The following is a 19,905-nucleotide window of genomic DNA, read 5'->3' as shown; positions in this document are numbered from 1 at the left end:
TTTCAAAGGGTTCACCCTCCTTATTTCAGTGTAAATTGCATACCTTCCTTAAACTGCTTGGCAAAGAACAGGAACAGAATGATGATCGGCACGGTCAGGATCACGGATGCCGCATACATCGGTCCCGGATAGCCGCCGTACGGACCAAACATTTGTGATAAAAGAACGTTCAGAGTCAGCATGTTGTCACTTTTGACGACAATCATATCCCACAGAAGCTCGGTCCAGCGTTCCATGAACAAGAACAGGAACACGACGATCGTGATGGATTTGGACATCGGCAGAATGATCCGGAAGATGATCTGCCAGTCGGATGCCCCGTCCAGTTTTGCCGCTTCAATAAACGTGTCCGGAATCGCCCGGAAGAAGTTCGTGTACATGAAGACCGCCCACAAGCTCAGTGCTTTTGGAAGAATCATCCCCCAGTAGGAGTCATACATACCGAGTCTCTGGATGATCAGAAACGTCGGCACAAGCAGGATGATCGCCGGGAAAAACATCTGAAACAGAATAGCGTTGTTCAGGAAGTTGCGGCCGCGGAACTGCAGCTTGGCAAGCGCATAAGCAACGACCACACCGGTAACCATCATTAAAATGGTTGAACCGGATGAGACGATCAGGCTGTTGCAGAAAGCCCTGATCCAAGGACGCGGTTCGGCAGACTGCCCGCCGCCGAGCAGCCATTCATACGAATGAAGCGTGAAGCTCGTCGGGATCAGCTTGCGGTCCACCTGGCTCCAGTCCGCAAACGAGTTGAGTACCATGTACAGGTACGGAAACACCATAAGCAAAAGCAGAAGGAACGCGATAATATAGCGGATGGTGAGTGATTTTTTCTTATGTCCAACCATTTCGTTTCCCCCACATTTCCAAGAATTTTCGAATGATAAAAATCGAGATGAACGTTACGACCGATGCGATCAAGGCAACGGCAGAAGCATAGCCGGCGGACAAGTTCTGGAACGCCTGCTTGTAGATCTCCATCTGCCATGTGTTGGTCCCAAAGTTCGGTCCGCCTCCTGTCAGCTGGTACACCTCGGTAAAGATCCCGAAGGTCACGCCGATCGAAAGAATCAATGTCGTAAACAATGCCGGATACAGCAGCGGCAGGGTAATTCTCCAAAAGCGCTGCCAGCCGTTTACGCCGTCAATGGCGGCCGCTTCATAAATTTCCTGGTTAATGGACTCAAAGCCGGACGTTAAGATAAGCGCATAATAGCCGGTAAACTTCCAGGCGATAATGACCGCCACTAGAAGCAAGGCCGACAATGGTGTGCCGAGCCAGTTGATGTCGAGTCCTAACTGTCCTCTTAGGAAGGTGTTCACCGGGCTGTTGTAGGAAAGAAATCCTTTCACGATAAAGGACGATACAACGCCGGATGCGAGATACGGCAGGAAGAAGCCGATCAGGAACAAGCCTTTGAAGCGCGGCAGGCCGTGAACGACAAGTGCCACGATTAATGATGACGCGATAACCATCGGCACGAACACGATCATGAATTTGAAGGTGACAAAAAAGGCCGCATGGACGCCTGGACTTTTCAGTGCTTTGATAAAGTTGTCAATCCCAACATGATGAAATACCGGGGCGATCAGGTTCCAGTCGGTGATCGAAAGATAGAACGACCAGCCGAGCGGAATGAGAAAGAAAATCAGCCCGTATAAAAGGTAAGGACTGGCAAATAGCCAGCCCATCCCGTTGTTATTTTTGGCTCTCATTACTTGAGATCCCCCTCAATGGCCTCTTTCATCTTTTCCCAGCCTTTCTTCGGCTGTACTTCCCCTTTAACGACTGGGTTGACGGCATATTGGCCAATGTACGTTTGAAGCTCATTGTATTTCGCATTATCAATGGACGGCACGGCGTTCGGAATCGCTTCGGCATACGGCTTCAGCGCAGGATTCTTGTCAAAGATCGCTTTGAACGCATCATTCGTTGCCAAATCGTCACGTGCTGGCGGAAGGTTCGTTTTCTCCATCCACTTCACATCATTTTCAGGTTTTGAATAGACCCACTTGATGAATTCCATCGCTGCTTTTTTCTCATTTTCAGGAGCGGAGGAATAAATCACAAGACCTTTTGTATCCGCAAACGTGGATACATTTTTTGTATCGGTGCCATCCGGAACCGGAGGCGTAGAGAATGCAAAGGTTTTGTTGTATTTCATTTCAGGGAATTTCTCTGCCCAGTATTGAAGGGTCCATGGTCCGATGTCGGTAAAGATGCCAAGACCGGTTTCAAACGGATCCTTGGATTGCTTGGTCAGAATTCCTTTTTCCTTGCGGATGTTGTCCATGAAGTTCAGGACGTCCACACCGGCTTTGTCATCTGCTACGAGCTTGTTGCCTTCGATAAAGTTGTTTCCGCCGGATGCTGCGTCATACAGCATGAAGAAGTCAAACCAGCGCTTCCAAGCCGTTGGATCAGCAAGATCAGGCTTTGCCCACAAGTATTTGTCCGGGTATTTGGCTTTCAGTTTCTTGGTTACATCAAGCACTTCACTGTATGTTTTTGGCGGCTCGTTGTAGCCGAGTTTCTTCAGGATATCGAGTCTCCAGCCAAACAGCATTGCATTGGAGTAGATTGGCAGGACGTACTGGTTGCCGTCAGAGAACTTCCAGCCTTTGATGGTGTCACTCATGCTCCGTGACTTCAGGATATCGTCGTATCCTTCCATCTTGTTCAGCGGCTCGATCGCTTTACTTTCTGCCAGCTGGGCGGCAAATCCGCGGTTAATGTTTTCCGACATAGTTGGCGCTTCCATACCCGCGATGGCGGACTGGATGCTCGCTTCTGATGTAGGGCTTTCCTTAATCGGGCTCACCTTGATCTTGATTTTCGGGTGATCCTTTTCAAACGCTTTAGCAGTTTCTTTCCAATAAGCTTGCTGTGGCGGGTTTGGCGCAGCCCAGAATTCAATCGTGGTCGTTCCGTTCTTGGACGTCGAATCCTCGCTCGCCGGGTTTCCGGTTGAACAGCCCGCAAGTGAACCAGCCAATACTGACGCTCCAAGCAATAGTGATGCTGCCTTTTTCATTTTCATCACAATATCCCCCAATACGTTTTTTGATAGCGCTATCATTCAATAGTAGAAAAAAATCCAGCGCCCTTCCTTTTCCTTGCCGAAAAACATTACATTTTATTCTATTTGTCACTTTGTAATGTGATTAATAACCTTACAATTACAGTTTTACATGATTACAAAAGTTCTGTCAACTTTTTTTCGCGTAAGTCTTTAAGATGATTTTTATGAGTAGTTGTTTACCAATTGCCTCAGTTAGGTTATGATTATTTTGTAACGTGACAAATTAATGATTGTCATTATCCGTTGAAAGGTTTGAGACCCTATGGCAAAAAAAATATCCATGCAGGATATCGCAGATGCATTGAATATATCGAAAAACTCCGTTTCCCAGGCTCTGTCCGGAAAGCCGGGCGTAAGTGACGCCACCCGGAAACGAATTGAACAAAAAGCTCAGGAGCTGGGCTATCGAATAAGAAAGCAGACTCTCTCGATTGATCCCGTCAGCCGGGGAACCGGCAATATCGGATTGATCGCCTCGGATTATGCTTTTTCGCTGAAAAGCTTTTTCGGCGAAATCTACCTGAGCATTGAAAAAGAAGTAACCGCGCGCGGCATGAACCTGCTCATTCAGTCGGTGAATACCGGGTCACGGGACAATCTCGTGCTTCCGTCCTTTATCGCTGAAGGTAAAGTGGATGGCGTGCTTATTCTTTCCCACATCAGCAACGAGTACACGAACGCGGTGATCGCGACCGGCATCCCGACGGTCATGATCGACCATCACCACCCGCTCATCCATGCGGACGCCATTTTAACGAACAACCGGTTCGGTGCCTATACCGCGGTCAAACACTTGCTTGAGCTTGGCCACCGGGATATCGCGTATGTCGGAAACGCGAAGCTCTCCCCGAGCTACCAGGAACGGTTGGAAGGCTATGATCTGGCACTCGCCGAGCATGGGATCGAGCGGAAGGATGAGTTTGTATTTAGTGCAATAGAAGAAGATGAACGAGATGTGAATGGGCTCGTGCAGGGGCTCGATGTGTGGCCGACCGCCTGGTTCTGCGTCAATGACGGATTTGGCTTTTTCGTCCGGTCCGCCCTGCAGCAGCACGGCATCTCGGTACCTGACGCGGCGTCCGTGGTTAGTTTTGACAACGGTATGCTCTCCCGGCTGACCACCCCTAAAATCACAACGATGAACATCGACCTTGATCTGTACGGCCGTAAAGCAGTCGAGCAGCTCACCTGGCGCATGCAGCACCGGGACGAGCCGATCATCGAACTGCTCCTTCCTGCAGAATTAATTGTGCGGGAGTCAACCGCCAAAGCGAGGTCCAACGGATGAACCAGATTTACATTTTTTCCGGGCCGTGTGGGGTGGGTAAATCCACGTTGACCAAGCTGCTGGCCGAGAACATGGAAAAAGTGGTCCTGATTCACGGGGATGACATTCATTCGATGTTTGTCGGCAGGGATCAGCCGTCCTGGGGTGATCAGCTGTCGATCGTCTGGCAAAACACCCTCTCCATCACGCGTAATTTCCTAGATCACGGGTTGAATATCGTCCTCGATTATGTAGTGGAGGATGAGCTGGAGTGGTTTTGCCAGGAGCTGTCCGGGTATGATGTTGAGCTTTATTATGTTGTGCTGCGGGCGGATGAAGATGTTCTTGTGCAGCGGCTGCAGGAACGGGGCGATGGTGACCTGATTGACCGGTCGCTGTTTTTATTGGACCAGCTTGAGGATGACCCGGCCAATCAGCCTTATCTATATGACACCACGAACAAGACACCAAAGGAAATTCTTGAGGAGTTACGTAACCGTTTTCATGAATTCAGGCTTTAACTTTTTAAAAGTTTTACGATAAAAAGGAGGAAGATTATGAAGAGAGTTAGAATGCTTTTGGCGTTTGTGGTGGCCTTTTGTCTGGCGTCACCGGCTTATGCACATGCGGCGGGGAAACCGTCACAGGAACAAACACCGGTGAATCTGGAGCACCTCAATTTTTTAAATGAGGATGTGACAATTGACGGTGTGGACATGCTGATCACCCACATCTATTCGGAAGCTCCGGATTACAAGTGGGTCGATGCGTCAGGTGAAGGGATTGCCTGCGTGGACGATGTCGCCCGTGCAGCGGTCGTGTACCTGAACGATTATGAACAAAACGGGAATAAGGATTCCTTGGAGAATGCGAAGAAAGCGTTGAATTTTGTCATGCACATGCAGGCGGATGACGGTGAGTTTTATAACTTTGTGAACATGGACCTCTCGATCAATACCGATGGCCCAACAAGCAAAAAGTCGTTTGACTGGTGGGCCGCACGCGCGATGTGGGCCATGGGACAAGGATACGGCGTGTTCAAGAAAGCCGATCCTGCTTATGCTGCTAAATTGGAGGACAGTTTCCTTTTAGCGAATCAAGCCCTGCAGAAAAAAGTGAACGAGAACTATGGTGAATACAAAAATGTACACGGTTACAAAGTGCCCGCATGGATCGGCGGCTTTGACGCCATGTCCAATGCCTTGCTGGGTCTTGCTTATTTTTATGAGGTTGAACCTCTGGCGAGTGTAAAGTATTCAATGAAAAAAGTGGGCCGTGGACTCGATGAGTTTCAGTATGGTTCGTATACGCAGTACCCGTACGGTGCCCATCTTGGCTGGGACGGCTCCCCTACCCTCTGGCATGCATGGGGCAGCGGCCAATCCTTTGCTTTGGCAAAAGCCGGCCGGGTGCTCGGTGAAAAGAAGTGGGTGAAGTCCGCACAGCAGGAAGCAGGCCAGCTCTTCTCCCATCTTCTCGTTACGGGAATGATCAAGGAAATGGCGCCAACGATGGCGAAGGATGAGCAAATCGCCTATGGCGTGAACATGCTGACGCAAGGCTTTGCTGAAGTTTACAAAGCAACGAAAGATCCAAAGTATGCTCAATATGCGGGATTGGCTGCCTCCTGGTTTACAGGCAACAATGATGCAAATGCCGTGATGTATGATGCCAAGACCGGCCGTGGCTATGACGGCTTAAACGGTGTAACCGGAAAAGTAAACTGGAACTCCGGTGCCGAGTCGACGATCGAAGCATTGATGGCGTTGCAGACGGTAAATTCCATTCCGAAAGCAGTGAAGCTTTTACATGCAAAAACCGTTAAGCGGCATACAGCGGTTGTAGAAGAAGCTGAAGATTTTGATACGGTGCTTGGCAAGCCGAAGACGGTGACACCTGAAAGCTCATGGACTGGCGATGCTTCCTATAGCGGAAAAATTGTGAGATTGGGAGATAGTGATGTCATCTCCAAAAAAATTTCGGTCGATAAGAGCGGCTTGTACCTGTTGTCCGGTGCACTGGTTCGGGAAGCTGGTTCTGCAAGCAAGCTTGATGTTCAGGTCGATGGCCGAAACGTGAACTTTATGAAGGTCCTCCCTTCCCCGGATACCGATTTTCTGACGTTGGTTAATGCAGAGCACCCTGTTTATCTAAGCAAGGGTGTGCATGAGCTCAAGCTGAAGTTTAAAGGTGAGGAATTGCTGCTCGACAACGTGGTGGTACAGCCCGCTGTGGAGTATGCAGTGTTCAAAACCAGTGGTAAAACAGTGAAATTGGAGAGGGATTTGCTGAAAGGTCGTAATTTTTTAAAGTGACATAAAAAAGGAGAAACTCGTCGGCCTTAGATGAGTTTCTTTTTTGTTCACAAACTTCTAAAATTAGGATAATGGCTGGGTTATAATTAACTTGTAAAAGTTAACAGAGAGGGGTCAGATACGATGATAAAGGGTTTCGGAGGAATATTTTGGAGAACAAAGAATCTTGATACGACAAAAAAGTGGTACAGTGAAGTGTTGAAGATTGATCTGGAAAATTGGAACGGGACAATGATTAAACCCGAATCAGGAAATGAAACGATCTTCTCTTTCTTTACCGAGGATGACAGCTATTTTCCAACAGAACAGCAAGTGATGTTAAATTTCCAAGTACATAACCTGGATGAAACGATTCATCATCTTGAACAAATTGGCGTCCCTCTTGAAAAGGACAAAGAGGTTAGTGAATATGGAAAGTTTACTTGGATTAAAGATCCTGACGGTCGACTCGTCGAGCTTTGGGAGAAATAGTGTGCAGGACCTCATGATCAACTTTATTTAACATTTATTCAATTATACTTTACTTTGTTTCGGTGACGATAATCAATTCAATGAGGAGGAGTAATAAAGTGAAAGATATTGAATTCAGAGAACTAGAAACATGGAAAGAACACTATCCTTTACTAAACCAACTCATTTCAATGAAGGAAATATTTTGGTTAAACCCAAATATTGAAGAGTTTAAAACAGGAATTAAAAAATCCCCCCTTACTCAAGAGGATGTAAGGGATGCAGAGGAAAGGCTGAAACGCTTCGCTCCATACATTGCCAAAGTTTTCCCGGAAACAAAAAAGATGAATGGGATAATAGAATCTCCTTTAACACGAATTCCTTCCATGAAACAATCCTTAGAGCAGAATTATCAACAACCTATACTGGGTGAATTATTGCTTAAGTGTGATAGTCACCTTCCTATATCCGGGTCTATAAAAGCAAGAGGCGGGATTTATGAAGTTCTCAAACATGCAGAAAAATTAGCTCTTCAACATCAATTGTTAACGATTCAAGATGACTATTCCATTTTAGATAGTGAAAGGTTTCGGACATTCTTCTCACAATATTCAATCGCAGTAGGCTCGACTGGAAATTTAGGACTTAGCATAGGCATAATGAGTGCAAAGTTAGGATTTCATGTGACCGTTCATATGTCGGCTGATGCAAAACAATGGAAAAAAGACTTACTTCGAAACAAAAATGTGAATGTAATTGAATATGATTCGGATTATAGTAAAGCAGTAGAGGAAGGTCGGCTCCAAGCAGATGCGGATCCTGCATGTTATTTTGTAGATGATGAAAATTCTAATGATCTATTTTTAGGATACGCAGTAGCTGCATCTCGATTAAAAAAACAATTAGAAGAGTTAAAGATAACCATAGATGAAAATCATCCTTTGTTTGTTTACCTTCCATGCGGAGTAGGCGGTGGTCCCGGCGGTATAGCTTTTGGATTGAAGTTATTGTATCAAGACCATGTTCACTGTTTCTTTGCAGAGCCTACCCACTCGCCATGTATGTTACTTGGTTTAATGACTGGACTTCATGATAAAATTTCCGTACAAGATATTGGGATTGATAATGTAACAGATGCTGATGGACTTGCTGTTGGAAGACCATCTGGATTTGTGGGTAAAACCATAGAGCCGTTTCTAAGTGGTAATTATACAGTTTGCGATGAACAGTTGTATAAGTTATTAAAGGAACTAATTGATACAGAGGGCATTCATTTAGAACCTTCAGCACTGGCAGGCATGATAGGACCAGTTAAATTAAGTAAAGAAGGAACCGATTATTTACGAAAGCATAATTTAACGGAAAAAATGAGTAAAGGTACCCACATTATTTGGGGGACTGGCGGAAATATGGTTCCTGAAGAAATGATGATGCAATATTATCAAAAAGGATTGAATTTAACACGGGGTTAGTTGACCCTGTGTTTTTTATTAAACTATCCTGCCGTTAACTCCATAAGAAAAAGCTGCCGCAACGACAGCCCTAATCCTCAACTATCGTGCAGCACCATCAAGATAACCATCCCCATTATTACACCTAAGACGATTCCAGCCTGTGTGGTTGATTTTTTTTTAAAAAAAGAAGCCTGTTTGACCAGTAATTTTGCATAACTTTGGGATTTACAAGGTTTTTTTGTAAATAATAAGATTGTTACACAAGAATTTGAGGAGGAATGATATGCAACAGGATCAACAAGCTAAAGGGAACTCAGGTTCAATGAAACCAGAATTCTCTGGAACTGATGCACAAAAAGTGAAACAAGAAATTCAAAAAGATGTAAGCGAAGGACAAGGTGCAATGACTTCCCGAGAGGCAGGAGCAATGCGCGATTAAAAAAACCACTCTGAGTGGTTTTTTATTTTTCTGATTCATCGCCAAGCCTAGGGCGATGACGAAAATCTGTTTATTGTGAAAACGGATATTCCCATCCATAAACACCAAAAAAGCACCCCGAAGAGTGCTTTCCTTCATGTTAGGACTTTATCGGTTTCAAAACTCTCTCTCTTTGATTCAGACGCGTCGTCAGAAAGGTAGTCTTGTAGATTTAGCTCATCATATCCCGGAATGGTAATTCTCTTATATCTCATGGGTTCACTATTTAATGGGATGGTACAGTCAAAACCGGTTTTTGAACCTAAGCCGTTATCGGTAGATGGATCGAGCTTTGAACCTTGGGCATCGTGAATCACAACCATATCTTTGCTGGCCTGGAAGCGTGTGGCGATAGCCCATTCGACTTCCTCCATGTTGAAAATATCAACGTCCTCATCTGCAACTACAACATGTTTAATGTCAAAGCTGTTGGCGAAGGCAGCGAGAATGGCATTCTTGGCTTCACCTTCATTTCGTTTTTTTATCGAAACGATGGCATGATATCGACACGTGCCTCCCGGACTCATATGGACAGCCGCTACAGAAGGGACTGTCTGTCGTATGCTCTCGAGGAGGCTTGCTTCTCTTGGAATCCCCCCCAATAAAAGATGTTCATAACCTGCCGGGACAATGGTATAAAAGATGGGATTATCTCGATGGGAAATGGCAGTCACCTGCACGATTTCTTTGTCACTCCGCGGCCCATAATATTTAGGGAATTCTCCAAACGGCCCCTCAGGTTCCCGTATATGAGGAAGGATTTTTCCCTCTATTACAATTTCGGCGCGGGCAGGCACATCGATGTCCACCGTTTCACATCGTACGGTTTCCAGCGGTTCAGAACGCAATGCGCTCGCGATTTCCAGCTCATCCACGCCAAATGGCGTACTCGCCTGCGAGGCTAGCAGTGTCAGCGGATCGACACCAATCACGATGGCGCATTCCAATGGTTTCCCCTGCTCCTCTGCCTGTTTATATAGATGATGAGTGTGCCTCGGAAGCAATAATACACCAAGCTTGTCCTTACCTGAAATTTGCAGGCGATGAATCGATACATTTTGCTTGCGCGTGTCCGGATCGCGTGTAATGAACAGTGCTGCCGAGATGTAATGACCTGAATCCATTTCATGATGTATAGGAATAGGAAAGGTTTTGAGTATATCGATGTTTTCCGTTATAATATTTTCCTTTACTGGGGCATCCTCCTTTTCTATTAATCTGCACGGCTTTGGAATTGAAACCGCCTTAGAGAATTTAGGAATGATTCCTTTTTCATCGGTTTCCAAGGCATCTGCAAAATCCTGACGGCTCGAGCATATTCCTGAAACCAGAGGAACTTTATAGCCATCTACATTTGAGAAGTAGGCTGCTTTTTGGCCATCAAGCTTTTTGGCCACTGCCGCAATCTCAAAATCAGGACTCACCTTTTTATTGATTACGGCCAACCGTCCCTTTGATTGAAGATGATCCAGCCATGTACGAAAAGTTCTAGCTTTCATACAACTCTCTCCTTTCATTTTATTTTCTTCACTTGATAACTGTCATTCATGTCGATGGATTGTTCATTTTGGTGTACCCGTTTGTTTTTCCGGAATAAGTGATCTATGCTCATTACAATTAAAGGTGTGATCGCTGCAATGTAAATGTTATCAATATGAAGAGGGTTTCCGGATAGGAACCAGATTGTGGTTGTAACAACCGCAGACACCATGCCCATTGTAGCTCCAAAACCGCTGCTGAAGCGGGGAAAATAAAACATAAGAATGACAATCACTGCAATGGTCGTGCGAAGAGCTCTGGCAAAGAATATTGTATTCAGGATTTCCGGAGCAAAAATGGCAAACGGAATGGGCAACAGCCCCATAACAATAGTTGCTATCCTAGAAAATCGTAATGATTTAGCATCAGATCCTTCTCTATTAAAAAACGGTGTATAAAAATCTTTTAACAGAAGGGCAGCGGCTCCAATCGTAGAAGCGGCTACCGTGCCAAAGACAGCAGCTATCAAGCCGGCGATGACCAGCCCGGCCAAGAAAGGATTCATAAGAGTGGTTGTCATCGGAAAAGCCTCAGAGGAAGCAATATCAGGAAACAATACAGAGGCTGCCATTCCGATCAGAGCAGCCATTATTCCAACAGGAATAATCATAATGCCTGCATAAATGCTCGCTTTTTTTGCGTTGTGATCATCGTTTGTTGAACTGACGGCTTGGATGATATATTGGGTAGAGAAAATGGAGCCGATGTTAGCAATGGTCCATGCAATAATGGTCGGCCATGAAATTCCTGTCCAATTAAGCATGGATGGCTTCATCTCTATTGATAATCCAGAAAAACCCCCAACTGCTGCCAGTGAAAAGGAGACAGCCAGAATTAATCCCACGTATTTAAAAAAGGCATGAATCAAATTGGTATAGGCTACAGCGAACATTCCGCCCAGTGACACATAAACGACTGTCACTACTCCAACGAGAATGGCTGCCATAGAATGGGGAATATGCAATATGGCAGATAACGTAGCTGCACCGCCGGCATACATGGAAACATTGACCACTCCCAGCGCATATATCATGACAATGGACGTGATGGTTCTCGCACCATTTCCATATGTTTTGGAAATGGCCCCTGATATCGTATATTCTCCCCGTTCATGAAACTTCTTGGCGAGCGTATAGGCAAATAGAGCAAAGGCAAGTGCAAGGGTGATTAGATTCCAAGAAGCGGAAATCCCTTCGGAAAAAGCGGTTTGAGCTGTACCAATTGTTGAGCCGGTGCCAATAAATTCAGACATCATCAAGACGCCGATCACAAACGGGCCAAATGCTTTTCCCCCTGTCATGTACTTATCCGAGCTTTTCGAAAACCTTTTCGTATATACGCCAAGGCATGAGGTTGCCAAAACATACAAAATCACTATACCCATAATAATAGTACTGGCTGTCAACAAAATGGATTTCCTCCTTTGTTCAGCTCACCGAAACGACCCCAAAAATATCCTTCAGGCGGCGCTCAAAAAGTTTCATCACGCGCTCTCGACCGTTTACTTCTGGGGGAACAGGAATTTGGCGGCCGTTGACGATAACCGGCTGATCATACCGGATGGCAATGAGCGGACGATATTCTTCATACACTCTCCGAATGCTGGCTGCATGCTTTTCGTGTTTGGCGAGCAGCTTCAGCATGCGGAGTCCAAACCCGACATGACGCCCTTCATCTTCCTTGATCCGTTTGAATCCTTCCTTCAATCCCGGCAAAATCCCTTTACTGCCATACACGGCTTCGAAAACGTCGTAACCTGCCATGGCCTGTACGCCTTCAATGATTCCCTGGTAATGAGCGAGCCCCTCCACCAGAGCCTCTTCCTTCTGCTCTTCACTGCCTTCCAGAGCGTTCAGCATCCTTTTGCCCCGCTCGTCCAGCTTTTGCTGAACCGCATTTTGCACACCTTCAGTCCTGTCGATGCCGAGTACTTCCTGAAAATAGCGAAGAAAAAATTCGGTATGCTTGAATTCTTCCACGAGCTGCGTGCTAAGAAAGGCCTGCTGCTGAGTGGAACCCCCGAGCATGATCCATGGACAGAATTTCAAAGCTACATTTTCTTCCGCGTCGAGAAAACCGGTACAAAAGTGAATGAGGTAATCTTGCAAATCCTTGTCCAGTCTTTCATAGTCCTCCCTGTCACGTGATAAGTCAATTTCAGCAGGATCCCACGTGCCAAACCGAATCGCTTTTCGATAAAGCTTCCAGGCCACTTCATCCGTACTTTCATCCAAACCAAATACCAGTTCTTCAGCCATCGAACATACCTCCCATTGGATTAGTATATTTTCTTCAACAGTTCCAGCACCTCAGCCTCGGACGGCTGTTTCGGGTTCCACTTCATCATTCCGCTTTTGAAAGAATCCAAAGCGATAACACCAAGCTGATGTTCAGATACATCAACGTCTCTTAACCGGGTCGGCAGACCAATATCAGAAACCAGTTGAGCTACGGCTTCTGCTGCCTGCGCCGCTAGGGATGAAGATGATCCATTATGGATTCCCAGCAGGTTCGCAATGTTTGCTGCTTTTTGAACATTTTCTCCCGCATTGAACTCGATGACATGCGGAAGCAACAACCCGATCGCTATGCCATGAGGAACGTGACAATGTCCTGAAAGCGCGCTGCCAATGGCATGCGCCAGTCCAAGCAATCCGTTATTGAATGCCATGCCTGCGAGCAAGCTTCCATGCGACATCCGGGTCCGTGCCGCCTTGTCATGACCTTTCTCCACTGCTGCTCTCAAAGAAGATCCTATCGTTGCAATTGCCTCTGTCGCCAGTGCGTCGGTTGCCGGGCTGGCCCGGCGGGAAAAGTAGGTTTCTATTCCATGGGCCAATGCATCAATTCCGGTGGATGCGGTTATTTTTTTCGGCAGGCCCAATGTCAGCTCAGGATCCACAATGGCCAATGTCGGTGCCATATATCGGCTGTTGACGGTTACTTTCACCTGGTTTTCCCAGTCCGAATAAACTCCGAAAATCGTAACCTCACTGCCCGTCCCGGAGGTGGTCGGTACCGCGACAAGCGGAATGACCGAACCACTTTTGATCCGTTCGACTCCTGCGTAATCCCCAATACTTTGACCATGTTGAGCTACGATTCTTATTCCTTTGGCCGTATCCATCACGCTGCCTCCTCCAACGGCGATCAGGACATCACAGTCACTTTTGCGAAAACAATCCGCTCCTCTGTCAATCGTTTTAAAACTGGGATCCGGCTCCACCTCGAGATACAGTTCAGATGAGATGCCAGCTTCTTGAAGAGAGGCATTAATGTTACTTAATAATCCTGCGGACACCACTCCCTGGTCACTTACAATAAACGCTTGTTTCACTCCCATAGCCGATAGGTGTCCGCCAAGTATGGAGGCTTTGCCAAACCCGAATTCAATTCGGGTCGGCAGATGAAAGGAGTAGCTTTGCTCCGACTGTTGAGTAATGGAACTACTCTGCATCATACTTCCTCCCCCAGTTCTTCGACTTCAATATGGACATGCTTCGTTTCACAGTATTCCATCAAACCATCCACGCCCCGTGTCCGGCCCAGACCGCTTTGCTTGTAGCCGCCAAACTCTGCTTCAGGGAAGTTTTTATTATACGTATTGATCCATACGGTTCCAGCCTTAATCCCTTTTGACAATCGCATGGCGCGGTTAAGGTTGGATGTCCATACTCCCGCAGAAAGCCCAAAGTCGCTGTCATTTGCCAGATGAAGCGCTTCTTCTTCGCTCGAAAACGTCTGAACAGCGAGTACAGGCCCGAAAATTTCTTCCTGCATCACCCTGCTGTCACTCGCGAGGCCGTCAATAATGGTCGGTTGGAAGTAATAGCCCAGGTCGTGCGATCCCCCGGTTAAGCGCTCACCGCCTGTTACAATCGTCCCTTCCTGACGCCCCAGATCGCAATAGCCTTGGACAATGTCCAATTGACTTTGCGACACAAGCGGCCCCATATCGGATGTTTCCAAAAGGCCGTTATCCACCTTGAGCTGTTCGGCATATTCTTTCAACCGCTGAACCACTGTGTCCTTAATGGATTCCTCAATTATTACTCTGGACCCGGCCATGCAGATTTGGCCGGCGGAAATAAAAATGGAACGGCCGATGATCGGAATGGCCTTGTCTAGATTGGCATCCTCAAAAACAATATTGGGGGATTTGCCTCCAAGTTCGAGCGCGATCTTTTTGATATTTTTGGCCCCTGTTTCCATGATCGACTTTCCGGTCGCTGTATCTCCGGTAAAACTGATCATATCGATCTTTTCACTGGCCGCCATCGCCGCACCAATTTCTCTTCCGGGACCTGTTATGAGACTCACGATTCCCTTAGGAAAATGAGGGATCTCGGCGATCAGCTTGAAAATTTCAGCAGAAATCGAGGGCGTCAGGCTCGCGGGCTTGACGATGACCCCATTACCGGCAGCAAGCGCCGGGGCAAGCTCACGGACCATCAGCAACGCGGGCCAGTTCCACGGAGAGATGATGCCCACCACCCCGATGGGTTCTTTAACAATCACCCCGAAGTTGGCAGGTTCCAGCTGCATGGAACGCCCAAACACGGTTCTAGCGGCCCCGGCAAAATATTTAAGAGTGTCGATGCAGCCCGCCAGTTCCCCTCTTGACTCTCGTATGGTCTTCCCCTGGTCAATCGTGAGAATCCGGGAAAGACGCTCCAGGTTCTTTGTCATATTTTCAGCGAGAGCCAGCAAGGCTTCATAGCGGCGCTTTGGATTTACCGCCCAGTCACTGGTCCGAAAGGCGTGCCGTACAGACTCAATGGCAGCTGTAACATCTCTTACATTTGATTTTTGCGAGTAGCTAAACAGATCTCCAGTCGCAGGATTGTACGACTCAATCAGCTCATTGGACGTGGATTCTGTCCATTCACCACCGGCAAAATTATAGTAGGTTGGTACTTTCTGAGTAACGAAAGTGGACATCCCATCATACTCCTTTCCGTTTTAGATTGGATGATTATTGCAGCCTTCCTTTGGTCTCTGGTATGATAACGCTTCCAACAATGTAGACAAGATAGATGACAATGGCAAAATACATTAGAGTGTGTGGAATATTATCAACCGTTCCGCTTGCTAGGGTGACAAAGGTAGGCATCATGCCTCCAATGGCAAAACCCATGTTCCAGGACAGGCCGGTGCCGGTGGATCGGATGGAGGTCGGGAACCGCTCGTTTAAGAAGATCAGGACAGGAGCGTAGGCCGCATTTCCCAAAAACACAAGACATACCACGTAAAAGTAGATGGCAGTAACTGAGCCTGCATCGGCCAGCGAGAGATAAAAATACGGCAGACCGATCACGTTTAACAACCCGACAACCATGAAAACCTTTTTCCTTCCATACACTTCACTCAGATGGCCGGCAATCATGGCCGCTATGATCGTCGCTATACTTGCGGCGATAAGAACGCCTGACAGAGTTGCAGAAGATACCTTATTGACGACATTGAGGAACGTTGGAATAAATCCGGCGGTTAGATAATAACCGGATCCTCCCCCGATTACGATCATCAAGTTAACCAGCAAAATTTTTGAATATGTCGTAAATAGGGCTTTGACGGGTTTTTGTTCCACCACATTCTGATTCTCATTCTTTTTCTTTTTCATTTCCGTCCATAGTGGGGATTCTTCCAGTGTCCGGAAAACAAAAAGACCAGCAACAGATCCCAAAATCCCCGTAAAGAACATGACTCTCCATCCCCAGCCCTCAAATGCTTCACCAGGGAAAATGGCAGAGACCACCATAAATGCGATGGAAGCAAACAGTGCACCCAATCCTGCACCGCCTCCGCCGATCAACCCCGACATGAGTCCCCTCCATTTAGGAGGCGCTGATTCGGTACCGATCGTATGGGTGGAAGCAACCACCCCTCCAACAAAAACACCCTGAACCAGGCGAAGCAGTAAAAAAAGAAGGGCAGCAAAAAACCCGATTTGAGGAACCGTGGGGAGCAGCCCGAAAACAGCGGTGCTTAAACCCACTCCTATAATGGCTACGGTCATCGCATTTTTTCTTCCGTGCTTGTCCGCATAGGAACCAAATATGGCGGATCCCAGCGGCCGCATAAGCAGGGTAACGGCGAAAGAGGCATACACCGCAGCAAGAGACAGCGTAGGATTGGTCGTTGGAAAAAATAATTTGCCTATGGTGGGTGTCACATATAGCAGGATGAAAAGGTCATATAAATCAAACGACCAGCCCAGTAGAGAAGCGGCGGTAGCCGAAACGATCTGCTTGTTTTCCGTTTTTTTCGGTTCTGTTTCTCTTACTACACCGGTAGATACAGCATTTGACATCATTATTTCCTCCAATACTAAAGTTTTTATGTGACTTAGCTTGGATGAGTTATAAACAGAATATTCAGTTTTTTAATTATGCAAAAAACGGGTACAGAGTAACCCCGCCAGAATCGCGGGATTACTCTCATCCGTTACTTCCCAGTAAATTTAGGTTTTCTTTTTTCCACAAAAGAATCGACACCTTCTTTAAAATCCTCCGTGCATCTCAGCATTCCGTAAGCTCTTCCCTCAATCTCCAAGCCTGTACTCAAAGGGCCTTCTTCGGCGGCATTTAAGACTTCCTTGCAAACCCGCTGTGCCAAAGGAGAAAAACGGACAAGCTCTTCAGCCAAACTGTTCACTTCATTTTCAAGCTCGGCCTTGCTAACAACCTTTGTCAGCAATCCCCATTGATAGGCTTCATCCGCAGGAATTCTTCTTGCCCTCATAATCATATCCTTCGCCCTGGTCAGTCCAACAGCACGTGCTACACGCTGGGTTCCGCCGCTTCCCGGAATCATTCCAAGGTTCATTTCCGGCAATCCAAGCAGTGTGTCATCGGCGGCGATCCGGAAGTCGCAAGCCATCGCAATTTCAAACCCTACACCGAACGTATATCCCTGAAGCTGGGCAATAACCGGTTTTGGAGAGCGTTCGGGTGCAGCCACATTAACTCTTAATCGCGACAGTTCTTCAGGGTGGGTTTCCATGAACTGCGGAATGCTTCCTCCCGCACTAAAGCATTTATCGCCTTCCCCCTTTACGATAATTACGCGCACATCTTCATCCGCATTTAATTCATCAAAGATCTTGGAAAACTGAGCTCTCGCCAGCATGCTGATATAATTCATTTTTTCTGGCCTGTCAAAGATAATTGTGGCTGTTTGTGCCGCCTCGTTTTTTTCCACACGGATATGGTCATATTGAGTTGCAGTTGTCATTTTCATTTCTCCTCTCATTGATCAGCAATTACACTACTTTTTCTGTTCCAAATGGTTCAAATTCCCCGTCTCTGAGCTTCCGCCGCAGGATTTTACCAACCGGGCTTTTTGGGATTTCCTTAACAAATACATATTTGCGCGGCCGTTTGTAATTGGACAGTTGGGGATGGTTCTTGCAAAACTCATCAAGCTCCTGGATGGACACCGTATGGCAGCCGGGAACAACAAAAGCAGATACTATTTGCCCCCACCTGTCATCCTCTTCCCCGACGATCGCAACCTCCAGTACCTTTTCATGTTCGGCCAGCACGTCCTCCACCTCCAAAGGGTGGATATTCTCCCCGCCTGATATAATCATGTCATCCACTCTGCCGACCACGTACAAGTCACCGTCTTCATCCATCACGCCAAGGTCTCCGGTAAAATACCAGCCGTCACGAATCGCTTTCTGGTTCGCATCTGGCCGGTTCCAGTACCCTTTGAATGCTTCTCCCGATTCCAGGTTGACGATGATCTCCCCTACCTCGTCTTTGCCCACAATTTCTTCACAGGTTGCTGTTGCATCCGGGTCCGCCCTGACCAGCCTGATGTTTTGGTGGAATCCTGGTTTCCCGGCACAGCACGGTTTTTCGAATACGTTCGAATTGATCGTAAACGTGTAAACCTCTGTGCTGCCATAGTGGTTTACAAACACCTCGGGCTTTAGCTTCTTGATGCACTTTTCGGTCAGCGATGTGGTCATTGAGGCTCCCGCGTATCCGATCTTTTTCAGGGCAGAAAGGTCGTATTCGGCAAATTGGGGATGCTTCAGGATGTCATGGTACAGAGTGGGAACAAGATACAGACAGGAAACTGCTTCTTTACTGAGTAATTCAAGCGCTTCCTTCGCATCGAAGTCAGGCAGTATAACCAGTTTTCCGTTTAAAAAGGTAATGGAGAGCAGAGACCGCATGCCCATCGTATGGTAAAGGGGCATGGTGCCGAGTGTGCTTTCCCCTTCCGAATATTGATTCTGGATGATATGAGCAAGTGCCGACGCATACTCATTTTTATGACTTCTTGGCACACCTTTTGGCTTTCCGGTTGTTCCCGATGTGTAAAGCATTAGCGCAATGTCATCATCCTGAATCGCGGGTCTCTCATACGTATTGGGGCTTCTTTCAATCAGTTCGGAAAAATAGATATCCGCTCCCTCTACTCCATTAAGACCAATGTATACCGGCCGTTCGTTAAACCTTGCTTTTAACACCGCCTCCTGACTCGCATCTTCATAGACAATCGCCGTTGCTTCCGCGTCATTGAAGCAATACTCTACCTCCTTTGCCGATAGCCTGAAGTTCAACGGTGTGTATATGGCTCCCAGCTTTTGCAGAGACCAATAGAGGATTACATTTTCTACCCGGTTTTTGAGCAGAACCATGACGCGATCCTGCTGCTTGATTCCAATCCGTTGAAGCGATGCGGCAAGTTTATCAATCTGGTTGTTCAGTCTGGCGTAAGATATACGCTCTTCTTGCTGTACAACTGCATCCTTGTTCGGAAACCGCTCAACTGCAAATTCAAGTAACGTTCCAAGATTCATGGGTTCAACTCCTTTGCAAGACTTCTTTTTGGTTATCCTGAACCGTTTTCTGTACAGCCTTTACAATTCCGTCATAGCCTGTACAGCGGCACAGATGCCCTGACAGGGTCTCTTTGATTTCTTTTGTGGATGGCTGTGGGTTCTTTTCAAGGAAATCGGTGATGGACATTAAGATTCCGGCGGTGCAAAAACCGCACTGCAGACCATGGCATTCCACAAAATTCTTTTGAAGCGCTGTCATTTCTCCGTTGCAGGCCAGTCCTTCGACCGTCTTTATTTCCCTGTTATCGGCCTGCACGGCAAAGATGAGGCAGGCTCGGACAGCTGCACCATCCATGCTGATGGTACACGCGCCGCACACGCCATGCTCACAGCCGACATGGGTGCCTGTCAATCCGCATGTTTCGCGAATGAAGTCACTTAGCAGCATTCGCGGTTCCACCCATTCGGAGTATGCTTTGCCGTTGATCGTCACATTTATCTCGGTTAAGGACATAC

At 47.0% G+C, this 19,905-nt stretch carries 18 protein-coding genes; 6 read left to right on the top strand and 12 right to left on the bottom strand.

The features are described 5' to 3' along the window. Positions 1 to 20: 20 nt before the first annotated feature. From DMO16_RS18295 to DMO16_RS18285, 3 genes are read right to left on the bottom strand one after another with little or no spacing between them, the layout of a single operon-like run. The gene (locus tag DMO16_RS18295) at positions 21 to 851 is read right to left on the bottom strand and encodes a carbohydrate ABC transporter permease (protein ID WP_129479162.1); all 831 of its coding nucleotides are present in this window, start codon (positions 849 to 851) and stop codon (positions 21 to 23) included. After that, a complete protein-coding gene (locus DMO16_RS18290; protein ID WP_061973968.1) occupies positions 838 to 1,719 on the bottom strand; it encodes a carbohydrate ABC transporter permease in 882 nt (293 codons plus the stop codon). The genes DMO16_RS18295 and DMO16_RS18290 overlap by 14 nt, the downstream gene beginning before the upstream one ends. Next, the gene (locus DMO16_RS18285) at positions 1,719 to 3,038 is read right to left on the bottom strand and encodes an ABC transporter substrate-binding protein (RefSeq protein WP_129480426.1); all 1,320 of its coding nucleotides are present in this window, start codon (positions 3,036 to 3,038) and stop codon (positions 1,719 to 1,721) included. Before DMO16_RS18285 ends, DMO16_RS18290 begins: the two co-directional genes overlap by 1 nt. 310 nt (positions 3,039 to 3,348) lie before the next feature. Between DMO16_RS18285 and DMO16_RS18280 the strand changes: the two genes are divergently transcribed. The 6 genes from DMO16_RS18280 to DMO16_RS24385 all read left to right on the top strand — a co-directional run bounded on the left by DMO16_RS18280 (position 3,349) and on the right by DMO16_RS24385 (position 9,011). Beyond that, a complete protein-coding gene (locus DMO16_RS18280; RefSeq protein WP_129479160.1) occupies positions 3,349 to 4,374 on the top strand; it encodes a LacI family DNA-binding transcriptional regulator in 1,026 nt (341 codons plus the stop codon). Next, entirely contained in the window at positions 4,371 to 4,874 is a 504-nt protein-coding gene (locus DMO16_RS18275; RefSeq protein WP_129479158.1) for an AAA family ATPase, read from the top strand. The genes DMO16_RS18280 and DMO16_RS18275 overlap by 4 nt, the downstream gene beginning before the upstream one ends. Before the next feature lie 36 nt (positions 4,875 to 4,910). Beyond that, positions 4,911 to 6,668: a hypothetical protein gene (locus DMO16_RS18270; protein WP_129479156.1), complete on the top strand. Its 1,758-nt coding sequence runs from the start codon at positions 4,911 to 4,913 to the stop codon at positions 6,666 to 6,668. 123 nt (positions 6,669 to 6,791) lie between these two features. Continuing rightward, positions 6,792 to 7,139, top strand: a complete 348-nt coding sequence (locus DMO16_RS18265) for a VOC family protein (protein WP_129479154.1) — start codon at positions 6,792 to 6,794, stop codon at positions 7,137 to 7,139. Between the two features lie 80 nt (positions 7,140 to 7,219). Beyond that, positions 7,220 to 8,590, top strand: a complete 1,371-nt coding sequence (locus DMO16_RS18260) for a D-serine ammonia-lyase (RefSeq protein WP_129479152.1) — start codon at positions 7,220 to 7,222, stop codon at positions 8,588 to 8,590. Positions 8,591 to 8,855: 265 nt separating this feature from the next. Beyond that, a complete protein-coding gene (locus DMO16_RS24385; RefSeq protein ID WP_164988954.1) occupies positions 8,856 to 9,011 on the top strand; it encodes a hypothetical protein in 156 nt (51 codons plus the stop codon). Between the two features lie 134 nt (positions 9,012 to 9,145). On the opposite strand, the gene DMO16_RS18255 is transcribed toward DMO16_RS24385, so the two are convergent. The 9 genes from DMO16_RS18255 to DMO16_RS18215 form a co-directional block, all read right to left on the bottom strand. Beyond that, on the bottom strand, positions 9,146 to 10,549 hold the full coding sequence (locus DMO16_RS18255; protein ID WP_129479150.1) for a UbiD family decarboxylase: 1,404 nt from the start codon (positions 10,547 to 10,549) through the stop codon (positions 9,146 to 9,148). Positions 10,550 to 10,563: 14 nt separating this feature from the next. After that, a complete protein-coding gene (locus DMO16_RS18250) occupies positions 10,564 to 11,997 on the bottom strand; it encodes a sodium:solute symporter family protein (protein ID WP_129479148.1) in 1,434 nt (477 codons plus the stop codon). Between the two features lie 19 nt (positions 11,998 to 12,016). Then, positions 12,017 to 12,847, bottom strand: a complete 831-nt coding sequence (locus tag DMO16_RS18245; RefSeq protein WP_129479146.1) for a R2-like ligand-binding oxidase — start codon at positions 12,845 to 12,847, stop codon at positions 12,017 to 12,019. 20 nt (positions 12,848 to 12,867) lie between these two features. After that, positions 12,868 to 14,046 (bottom strand): iron-containing alcohol dehydrogenase family protein, encoded by a 1,179-nt coding sequence (locus DMO16_RS18240; RefSeq protein ID WP_129480425.1) that lies wholly within the window; start codon positions 14,044 to 14,046, stop codon positions 12,868 to 12,870. Next, positions 14,046 to 15,530, bottom strand: a complete 1,485-nt coding sequence (locus tag DMO16_RS18235) for an aldehyde dehydrogenase family protein (RefSeq protein ID WP_129479144.1) — start codon at positions 15,528 to 15,530, stop codon at positions 14,046 to 14,048. The genes DMO16_RS18240 and DMO16_RS18235 overlap by 1 nt, the downstream gene beginning before the upstream one ends. A gap of 34 nt (positions 15,531 to 15,564) precedes the next feature. Continuing rightward, positions 15,565 to 16,902: an MFS transporter gene (locus DMO16_RS18230; RefSeq protein ID WP_129479142.1), complete on the bottom strand. Its 1,338-nt coding sequence runs from the start codon at positions 16,900 to 16,902 to the stop codon at positions 15,565 to 15,567. A 134-nt stretch (positions 16,903 to 17,036) separates the two neighbouring features. Next, positions 17,037 to 17,825 (bottom strand): enoyl-CoA hydratase/isomerase family protein, encoded by a 789-nt coding sequence (locus tag DMO16_RS18225; protein ID WP_061973922.1) that lies wholly within the window; start codon positions 17,823 to 17,825, stop codon positions 17,037 to 17,039. Between the two features lie 28 nt (positions 17,826 to 17,853). Continuing rightward, positions 17,854 to 19,407 carry a class I adenylate-forming enzyme family protein gene (locus DMO16_RS18220; RefSeq protein WP_129479140.1) on the bottom strand — a complete coding sequence of 518 codons (1,554 nt, stop codon included), beginning with the start codon at positions 19,405 to 19,407 and terminating at the stop codon, positions 17,854 to 17,856. Between the two features lie 4 nt (positions 19,408 to 19,411). Then, complete coding sequence (locus DMO16_RS18215; protein ID WP_129479137.1) at positions 19,412 to 19,903, bottom strand: (2Fe-2S)-binding protein; 492 nt, start codon at positions 19,901 to 19,903, stop codon at positions 19,412 to 19,414. Between the last annotated feature and the right edge of the window lie 2 nt (positions 19,904 to 19,905).

Source organism: Fictibacillus sp. S7, assembly GCF_004127935.1.
Lineage (GTDB): Bacteria > Bacillota > Bacilli > Bacillales > Fictibacillaceae > Fictibacillus_C > Fictibacillus_C enclensis.
This window is presented reverse-complemented; position numbering and strand designations above follow the sequence as displayed.